General features: G+C 43.7%; 5 protein-coding genes, 15 tRNA genes, 1 rRNA gene and 2 other annotated features. Of the genes, 2 read left to right on the plus strand and 19 right to left on the minus strand.

The features are described from left to right. Positions 1–191: 191 nt before the first annotated feature. Positions 192–665 (minus strand): tRNA (uridine(34)/cytosine(34)/5-carboxymethylaminomethyluridine(34)-2'-O)-methyltransferase TrmL, encoded by a 474-nt coding sequence (gene trmL, locus HMPREF1210_RS13245; RefSeq protein WP_016429213.1) that lies wholly within the window; start codon positions 663–665, stop codon positions 192–194. A 13-nt stretch (positions 666–678) separates the two neighbouring features. Continuing rightward, positions 679–1,815 carry a tRNA epoxyqueuosine(34) reductase QueG gene (queG, locus tag HMPREF1210_RS13250; protein ID WP_016429214.1) on the minus strand — a complete coding sequence of 379 codons (1,137 nt, stop codon included), beginning with the start codon at positions 1,813–1,815 and terminating at the stop codon, positions 679–681. Between the two features lie 54 nt (positions 1,816–1,869). Here queG and HMPREF1210_RS13255 point away from each other — a divergent pair, with 54 nt between their 5' ends. Beyond that, positions 1,870–2,571, plus strand: a complete 702-nt coding sequence (locus HMPREF1210_RS13255) for a B3/4 domain-containing protein (RefSeq protein ID WP_016429215.1) — start codon at positions 1,870–1,872, stop codon at positions 2,569–2,571. A gap of 247 nt (positions 2,572–2,818) precedes the next feature. Here the strand turns inward: HMPREF1210_RS13255 and HMPREF1210_RS13260 are convergent, their stop codons facing one another. After that, the gene (locus tag HMPREF1210_RS13260) at positions 2,819–3,157 is read right to left on the minus strand and encodes a DUF5658 family protein (RefSeq protein WP_231391158.1); all 339 of its coding nucleotides are present in this window, start codon (positions 3,155–3,157) and stop codon (positions 2,819–2,821) included. A 736-nt stretch (positions 3,158–3,893) separates the two neighbouring features. On the opposite strand from HMPREF1210_RS13260, the gene HMPREF1210_RS13265 reads away from it, so the two are divergent. Then, the gene (locus HMPREF1210_RS13265; RefSeq protein ID WP_016429217.1) at positions 3,894–4,097 is read left to right on the plus strand and encodes a hypothetical protein; all 204 of its coding nucleotides are present in this window, start codon (positions 3,894–3,896) and stop codon (positions 4,095–4,097) included. A gap of 84 nt (positions 4,098–4,181) precedes the next feature. On the opposite strand, the gene HMPREF1210_RS13270 is transcribed toward HMPREF1210_RS13265, so the two are convergent. The 16 genes from HMPREF1210_RS13270 to rrf all read right to left on the minus strand — a co-directional run bounded on the left by HMPREF1210_RS13270 (position 4,182) and on the right by rrf (position 5,982). Beyond that, a tRNA-Leu gene (locus HMPREF1210_RS13270) sits at positions 4,182–4,262 on the minus strand. Positions 4,263–4,296: 34 nt separating this feature from the next. Beyond that, positions 4,297–4,370: transfer RNA gene (locus tag HMPREF1210_RS13275), tRNA-Cys, on the minus strand. A gap of 9 nt (positions 4,371–4,379) precedes the next feature. Next, a tRNA-Gly gene (locus HMPREF1210_RS13280) sits at positions 4,380–4,454 on the minus strand. A gap of 7 nt (positions 4,455–4,461) precedes the next feature. Beyond that, positions 4,462–4,533, minus strand: a tRNA-Gln gene (locus HMPREF1210_RS13285). A 9-nt stretch (positions 4,534–4,542) separates the two neighbouring features. Continuing rightward, a tRNA-His gene (locus tag HMPREF1210_RS13290) sits at positions 4,543–4,618 on the minus strand. 16 nt (positions 4,619–4,634) lie between these two features. Further along, positions 4,635–4,708, minus strand: a tRNA-Trp gene (locus HMPREF1210_RS13295). A gap of 5 nt (positions 4,709–4,713) precedes the next feature. Continuing rightward, positions 4,714–4,797, minus strand: a tRNA-Tyr gene (locus tag HMPREF1210_RS13300). Positions 4,798–4,806: 9 nt separating this feature from the next. Continuing rightward, positions 4,807–4,882: transfer RNA gene (locus HMPREF1210_RS13305), tRNA-Thr, on the minus strand. A 14-nt stretch (positions 4,883–4,896) separates the two neighbouring features. Then, positions 4,897–4,972: transfer RNA gene (locus HMPREF1210_RS13310), tRNA-Phe, on the minus strand. A 143-nt stretch (positions 4,973–5,115) separates the two neighbouring features. Then, a tRNA-Asp gene (locus HMPREF1210_RS13315) sits at positions 5,116–5,191 on the minus strand. A 3-nt stretch (positions 5,192–5,194) separates the two neighbouring features. After that, positions 5,195–5,271: transfer RNA gene (locus tag HMPREF1210_RS13320), tRNA-Met, on the minus strand. A 197-nt stretch (positions 5,272–5,468) separates the two neighbouring features. Next, positions 5,469–5,544: transfer RNA gene (locus tag HMPREF1210_RS13325), tRNA-Val, on the minus strand. A gap of 37 nt (positions 5,545–5,581) precedes the next feature. Further along, positions 5,582–5,656, minus strand: a tRNA-Glu gene (locus HMPREF1210_RS13330). A 23-nt stretch (positions 5,657–5,679) separates the two neighbouring features. Beyond that, positions 5,680–5,771: transfer RNA gene (locus tag HMPREF1210_RS13335), tRNA-Ser, on the minus strand. A 7-nt stretch (positions 5,772–5,778) separates the two neighbouring features. Continuing rightward, positions 5,779–5,853 (minus strand) — tRNA-Asn (locus HMPREF1210_RS13340). Between the two features lie 13 nt (positions 5,854–5,866). After that, a 5S ribosomal RNA gene (rrf, locus tag HMPREF1210_RS13345) occupies positions 5,867–5,982 on the minus strand. Positions 5,983–6,130: 148 nt separating this feature from the next. After that, positions 6,131–6,999: a sequence feature (23S ribosomal RNA rRNA prediction is too short), on the minus strand. Between the two features lies 1 nt (position 7,000). Beyond that, positions 7,001–7,745 (minus strand) — a sequence feature (23S ribosomal RNA rRNA prediction is too short). Between the last annotated feature and the right edge of the window lie 53 nt (positions 7,746–7,798).

The following is a 7,798-nucleotide window of genomic DNA, read 5'->3' on the forward strand; positions in this document are numbered from 1 at the left end:
AAGCTATACTTAGGTATGATATTGTAATACTCTCAAAAGGAGGCAACAAAAATGAGCTTACTACTTATTCTTGGTGTTACTGTTGCATTCCTTGCTGCGATCTTCACGGCAGGGTACGATGACAAACCAGGTGCATCTGAAAAGAAATAATCATGTAAAACGGGATTGCTATAATTAGCAATCCCGTTTTTTTAATCTAAATTCGGATAATCTTGTTGACGCAGTGCTTCATAAATTAAAATAGCAGCTGTATTAGACAAATTTAATGAGCGTACATTATCATTCATAGGAATACGTAGGCAACGGTCTTGATTCGCATCAATCAATTCACGAGGCAAACCAGACGTTTCTTTTCCGAAGACGAAAAAGAAATCTTTCTCAATCTCGCTATAGTTATACGTAGTATGTGGTTTAGACCCATGCTTCGTAAGGAAGAAAAACTCCCCTTCCGGATATTTAGCAAACAACTCTTCTAAAGCGTCATAGTAGTGAATATCAACATGCTCCCAGTAATCGAGCCCTGCACGTTTTAGCATTTTATCGTCGGTTGAAAACCCTAATGGTCGTATTAAATGTAATTTCGTATCCGTCCCTGCACACGTACGTGCAATGTTACCTGTATTTGCTGGGATAAGTGGTTGATAAAGTACCACATGTATAGCCATTTCCGTCACTTCCTCAATGTATGGTTTCAAAGGATATCCCTTTGAGAATTTCTTCAATCACTTCTGGATCTTTCTCTACTGTTAAAGCTTTTTGCAAAGCTTCCATTCCTTCAGATGTACCAATCTTACCTATGGCCCATGCAGCTGTGCCACGAATCACCGGTCGTTCATCAGATTGGAGTAAGTCAATCAAATCCGGAATGGCACTATCTTCTTTAAAATGTGCCAGTGCTAAAATGGCATTCCTTTGGATGGGTTTCTTCCCTCTCCAGGAACCGGACACATGGCCGAATTTAGTTTTGAATTCCTTGTTGCTCATTTTCAACAGTGGTAATAGCAACGGCTTTGCAATTTCAGGGTCAGGCTGAAAATCAATTTGATGCATATTGAATTTACCTTTGTTTTTCGGACAAACCGTTTGGCACGTATCGCATCCATAGATGCGGTTTCCGATTTTGGTTCGGAACTCATCTGGCAAAAATGTTTTGGTCTGAGTCAAAAAAGCAATACATCGTTGCGCATTGAGCTGACCACCTTCAATCAAGGCACCAGTCGGACAAACGTCCAAACACAAGCGACAATCACCACATTCATCTTCCATTGGTGTATCAGGTGCGAAGGGTATGTTCGTAATAACTTCACCTAAATAAACATACGATCCAAATTCCGGCGTAATAACCGAACAATTTTTAGCGCTCCATCCGATTCCCGCACGTTCGGCAACAGCCCGATCTGACAACTCTCCTGTGTCCACCATAGAGCGTGTTTTAGCGTCTTTAATATGTTCTGCTATAAACAGCTCCAATTTAGATAAACGGTCCCTTAACACTGTATGATAGTCCATTCCCCAAGAGGCTCTGGCGAAAATCCCCCTTCGCTCGCCTTTCTTCCCTTGTGGTGCATTTTCCATGCGTGATGGATAGGCAATAGCGATGGAAATAATACTCTCTGCTTCGTCCAATAAAAGCGATGGAACTGTTCTTTTTTCAATGTCAGGCTCTTCAAAGCCTGACTGGTAGCCCAGTTCCTGTTGGCGTTTCAATCGATTCTTCAACTCACGAAAAGGATCGGAAGAAGCAAAGCCGATTTTATCGATGCCAATGGAATGTGCATAAGTTATTAGTTCTTGTTGAAATTGATTGACATTCATAAAACTTCTCCCTCCTTGTGATAAACTATTGAAAAACGAATTGTAGGTGAAAGCATGAAAGCTTCTATGAAATCGTCCATTTTTCAAATCGACGAATTTATTAAAATAGGCATTAATCATTATACCAAATTTGTCATCTCAGAATCGCCTCAAATGTTAAAAGGACGCATGCAATTATTTCAAGAACACTTATTTTTTGACTTACAAGATAAAGAATTGACTGATTATGAAGGAATTAAAGAATGGCGGGCTCTTTGGAAAAAGTTTGGAGCCGATCCTGGTCGTTATCGCCCCGCCATGGAGGCCATGATGCGTCGAATTCGAAATCAAAACTATTTACAGCCTTTAAACAGTGGTGTGGATTTAAATAACTTCTTTTCCTTGCAATACGAAATCCCTGTTGGTCTTTATGATTTATCTCATGTAGAAAGTGATATTCACATAGAACTAGGAGTATCTGACACTACATATACCGGAATCAATGGACGTGAAAATAATTTACAGGGCATCCTTACCATCCAAGATACGATAGGTCCATTTGGCAGTCCTTTTGTCGATTCACTCCGCACCGCTGTCAGTGAACAAACCGTTGACGCTTTACAAGTTTTCTTTTTAAAGCCGTCCATGTCAATTGAGGCTGCAGAGCAGCTAGTTACTGCGGCTGGGAAAATGTTTACACAAGTTAACGGAGGAAATTTTTCATCCGTAATTTTATCTAAAGAGCAGGTTCAGGCTAACTTTCCAACTATATCATGATTGCATAGAAAAACCGCTTCAATCGAAGCGGTTTTTTCTATGCGCTATTGTTCTGTTCCCTAATGATCGTTTCTAAACCAGCATACGTTGATCTAAAAGTTGGAATGTCTCTTTCTTGTAATAAACAACGGCTAATTTTACATTTGTCATTGCTATCATCTCCTTTAGAGTATCCAAAATAATGATCACATTATTCTGGATTCCCTTATGAAAATGTTTTATTCCTATTTTTGAATATCGCATGATTTTAAGACATAATGCTCATGCCAATCCAAAAAATGTGAAATAAGAAAACACTTAGATAACAGGCATTGGCAAAACTCAATATGTATTTAAAGCTTTTACCAAACTGTTGGAATGGATATTTTAAAATAAATACTGCAAAAAGGGTGCTTAAAAACAGTTTAATAATGAGAATAATAAACGGGTCTAACTTTATTAATAGTGGATTAGCTTCGGAGATAATCAACATTGTGATTCCGACATATGTGGCAATTCCATCCAAACTATTTAATACAACTAACAGCCAAGCCCAGCCAACCATTTTATCACCTTTATCTTTATTTGATATATTCAATGTGGTCAAGTGAATAACGACTTAATCATATCTTGATATATCTCCTTTACCAGAAATTCGTCTATTTAATAAAGGCATTTGGAATGCCGATTGTAATCTCGGTAATCCTTTATACGCTTGACGATATTTGGTTAGAAGGATTGACGATAAATAACTTTATTTTTTCAGCCTGTCTGGGTATCAGCTTAGCTCATTCCTTATACAAGACCCATTCAATCTTGGCAAATTCAGGATTGCACGGTGGATAAAATATTGCATATGGACTGTTTTATGGAGTATCTGGGAACGTCGGGGATGGAATCATTCAATTTAAAGCAGTGGAGTCCAATTTTTTCTTATCTCCATGGCTTTCATCTTTATTCGTACTTGTGTTATTTCTGATTGTATTCTTGGGCAGAACTTGGTTTGTTCAGCCTTCCTTTACAGAAGAGTTATTTACAACCCAAACCGAATTCAAGGAAAGTCAAAATCCAATAACTCTTTTAAACAAGATATGCGTTTGTAATTCAAATTAATAAACTTAGACCCTTCGGTTCGCTCCATTGGAATATTTTTCAACGTTTATGAAGTGAAATAAAGCTAATACTCAATAGTGCGGGGCTTGGGTTGATAAGCCATGTTATATTTCTCGCATAAAACGCTTAAGCATTTTGCTTAGGCGTTTTTTTTGTAACTAATCAATATGATGGATTTGAATAAACTGGAGCTTTCAGAACATCCTAACAGGAAATGGAGGTGAGTTTCTTTGACTACAGATAAAGGCAATATCAAACAAAAAGAAAATAAAAACTTGAAGAAGGCAAGATTTGATCGTGAAGAATTTGGCCATGGATACGATTTAAGTCCAGATGATTTAGATATTATAGGTCAAAACAATGCAGCAAAAACAAATACGAAAAAGGCGGCCAATCACCCCGTCAATAATGATAAAAAGAACGATCAGAGGTAAACCGTTGTACTTTCAGTATTCCCTATTATTTATATAAAATTAAAAAAGCAGTATCTACATAAGTAGATACTGCTTTTTTAATGATACCCGAGGCCAGACTCGAACTGGCACGCCTTGCGGCACCGCATTTTGAGTGCGGCGTGTCTGCCATTCCACCACTCGGGCAAATCAATACATGCAGACATATGAAAATATATTATGGAGGCGGCAACCGGATTTGAACCGGTGATAAAGGTGTTGCAGACCTGTGCCTTACCACTTGGCTATGCCGCCAAATCATGTTGGAGCGGAAGACGAGGTTCGAACTCGCGACCCCCACCTTGGCAAGGTGGTGTTCTACCACTGAACTACTTCCGCAAAAATACTGGGGTACCTGGATTCGAACCAGGGCGTGACGGAATCAAAATCCGTTGCCTTACCGCTTGGCTATACCCCACTAATAAGATGGGGCGAACGAGGGGAATTGAACCCCCGAATGTCGGAATCACAATCCGATGCGTTAACCACTTCGCCACAACCGCCACTATAAAATAAAATTGGCAGGGGCAGTAGGAATTGAACCCACACTGGAGGTTTTGGAGACCTCAGTTCTACCTTTAAACTATGCCCCTAAAGTTGGTGGAGGGGGGCGGATTCGAACCGCCGAACCCGAAGGAACGGATTTACAGTCCGTCGTGTTTAGCCACTTCACTACCCCTCCAATTGAAGATGGTGCCGGCGAAAGGAGTCGAACCCTCGACCTACTGATTACAAGTCAGTTGCTCTACCAACTGAGCTACACCGGCGGGAAAAAATATAATGGTGGCTCAGGACGGAATCGAACCGCCGACACAAGGATTTTCAGTCCTTTGCTCTACCGACTGAGCTACTGAGCCACATTCGAATTGTACTAAGCTTCGAATCTCGTTGTCAGCTTCATTCGTTCGTTCAGTCACGTACGTTAGTACGCTCCTTCACTTACTCATTTTGCTTCCTAGACCTTCTTTGCTTATTCCAATTCTTAACACTTCATAAAAAATGGCGGTCCCGACGGGAATCGAACCCGCGATCTCCTGCGTGACAGGCAGGCATGTTAACCGCTACACCACGGGACCATTTGGTTGCGGGGGCAGGATTTGAACCTGCGACCTTTGGGTTATGAGCCCAACGAGCTACCGTGCTGCTCCACCCCGCGATAATATTATGTTATAAACACTATGACTCAACGCTTATAGAAGTTTGACATCTGCATCGGCTTTCGCCTGCTTCGATGTTACTTCGCCTTCTTCGTAAGGCTCGTTGCTCCACCCTCGCGTTGTTCTTTAGAACATGCGATTTAGATATTTGCGTCACCCTCGCGTTTTACTTTATCGAAAGTGTTTATAGTGTAAATGGTGGAGGATGACGGGCTCGAACCGCCGACCCTCTGCTTGTAAGGCAGATGCTCTCCCAGCTGAGCTAATCCTCCGAAAATGAAAACTGGTTATATTTTCTTAAAAAGAAATTGGTGACCCCTACGGGATTCGAACCCGTGTTACCGCCGTGAAAGGGCGGTGTCTTAACCGCTTGACCAAGGGGCCATATATAATAGAAGGAAATTATCTGGCGGAGAGCAAGGGATTTGAACCCTTGAGACAGTTTAACCCGCCTACACGAATTCCAATCGTGCTCCTTCGGCCACTCGGACAGCTCCCCAAAGATATGGCTCCGAAGGTAGGACTCGAACCTACGACCAATCGGTTAACAGCCGATTGCTCTACCACTGAGCTACTTCGGATCAATAATATATAGCCTGGCGACGACCTACTCTCACAGGGGGAAACCCCCAACTACCATCGGCGCTGAAGAACTTAACTTCCGTGTTCGGTATGGGAACGGGTGTGACCTCTTTGCCATTATCACTGGACTGGGTATTCTTTTTTTAAGACAAGATTTATTATATCAAGTCTCATGAGAATTACAAGCGTTTTTTTAAAATAAAAAAACTTTTTTGTTCACTCAAAACTGGATAAACGGGTCATTGAAAACCATTCAAATTCATTTTGGTTAAGTCCTCGATCGATTAGTATTCGTCAGCTGCACACGTCACCGCGCTTCCACCTCGAACCTATCTACCTCATCGTCTTTGAGGGATCTTACTTACTTGCGTAATGGGAAATCTCATCTTGAGGGGGGCTTCATGCTTAGATGCTTTCAGCACTTATCCCGGCCACACATAGCTACCCAGCGATGCTCTTGGCAGAACAACTGGTACACCAGCGGTGTGTCCATCCCGGTCCTCTCGTACTAAGGACAGCTCCTCTCAAATTTCCTACGCCCACGACGGATAGGGACCGAACTGTCTCACGACGTTCTGAACCCAGCTCGCGTACCGCTTTAATGGGCGAACAGCCCAACCCTTGGGACCGACTACAGCCCCAGGATGCGATGAGCCGACATCGAGGTGCCAAACCTCCCCGTCGATGTGGACTCTTGGGGGAGATAAGCCTGTTATCCCCGGGGTAGCTTTTATCCGTTGAGCGATGGCCCTTCCATGCGGAACCACCGGATCACTAAGCCCGTCTTTCGACCCTGCTCGACTTGTAGGTCTCGCAGTCAAGCTCCCTTCTGCCTTTACACTCTACGAATGATTTCCAACCATTCTGAGGGAACCTTTGGGCGCCTCCGTTACACTTTAGGAGGCGACCGCCCCAGTCAAACTGCCCGCCTGACACTGTCTCCTGCCCCGCTAAGGGGCAAGGGTTAGAAGTTCAATACAACCAGGGTAGTATCCCACCGACGCCTCCTCCGAAGCTGGCGCTCCGGAATCTCAGGCTCCTACCTATCCTGTACAAGTTGTACCAAAATTCAATATCAGGCTACAGTAAAGCTCCACGGGGTCTTTCCGTCCTGTCGCGGGTAACCTGCATCTTCACAGGTACTATAATTTCACCGAGTCTCTCGTTGAGACAGTGCCCAGATCGTTACGCCTTTCGTGCGGGTCGGAACTTACCCGACAAGGAATTTCGCTACCTTAGGACCGTTATAGTTACGGCCGCCGTTTACTGGGGCTTCAATTCGCACCTTCGCTTGCGCTAAGCACTCCTCTTAACCTTCCAGCACCGGGCAGGCGTCAGCCCCTATACGTCACCTTACGGTTTTGCAGAGACCTGTGTTTTTGCTAAACAGTCGCCTGGGCCTATTCACTGCGGCTCTCTCGGGCTTTAACACCCTAATAGAGCACCCCTTCTCCCGAAGTTACGGGGTCATTTTGCCGAGTTCCTTAACGAGAGTTCTCTCGCTCACCTTAGGATTCTCTCCTCGACTACCTGTGTCGGTTTGCGGTACGGGCACCTTCCACCTCGTTAGAGGCTTTTCTTGGCAGTGTGAAATCAGGAACTCAGACCTAATGGTCCTTGTCATCACAGCTCAACGTTATAGGAACGGGATTTGCCTCATTCCACGCCTTACTGCTTGAACGTACATAACCAACAGTACGCTTACCCTATCCTTCTGCGTCCCCCCATTACTCAAACGGTGGAGTGGTGGTACAGGAATATCAACCTGTTGTCCATCGCCTACGCCTATCGGCCTCGGCTTAGGTCCCGACTAACCCTGAGCGGACGAGCCTTCCTCAGGAAACCTTAGTCATTCGGTGGACGGGATTCTCACCCGTCTTTCGCTACTCATACCGGCATTCTCACTTCTAAGCGCTCCACCAGTCCTTCCGGTCTAGCTTCAAC

It is taken from the genome of Paenisporosarcina sp. HGH0030, assembly GCF_000411295.1.
Taxonomy (GTDB): Bacteria; Bacillota; Bacilli; order Bacillales_A; family Planococcaceae; genus Paenisporosarcina.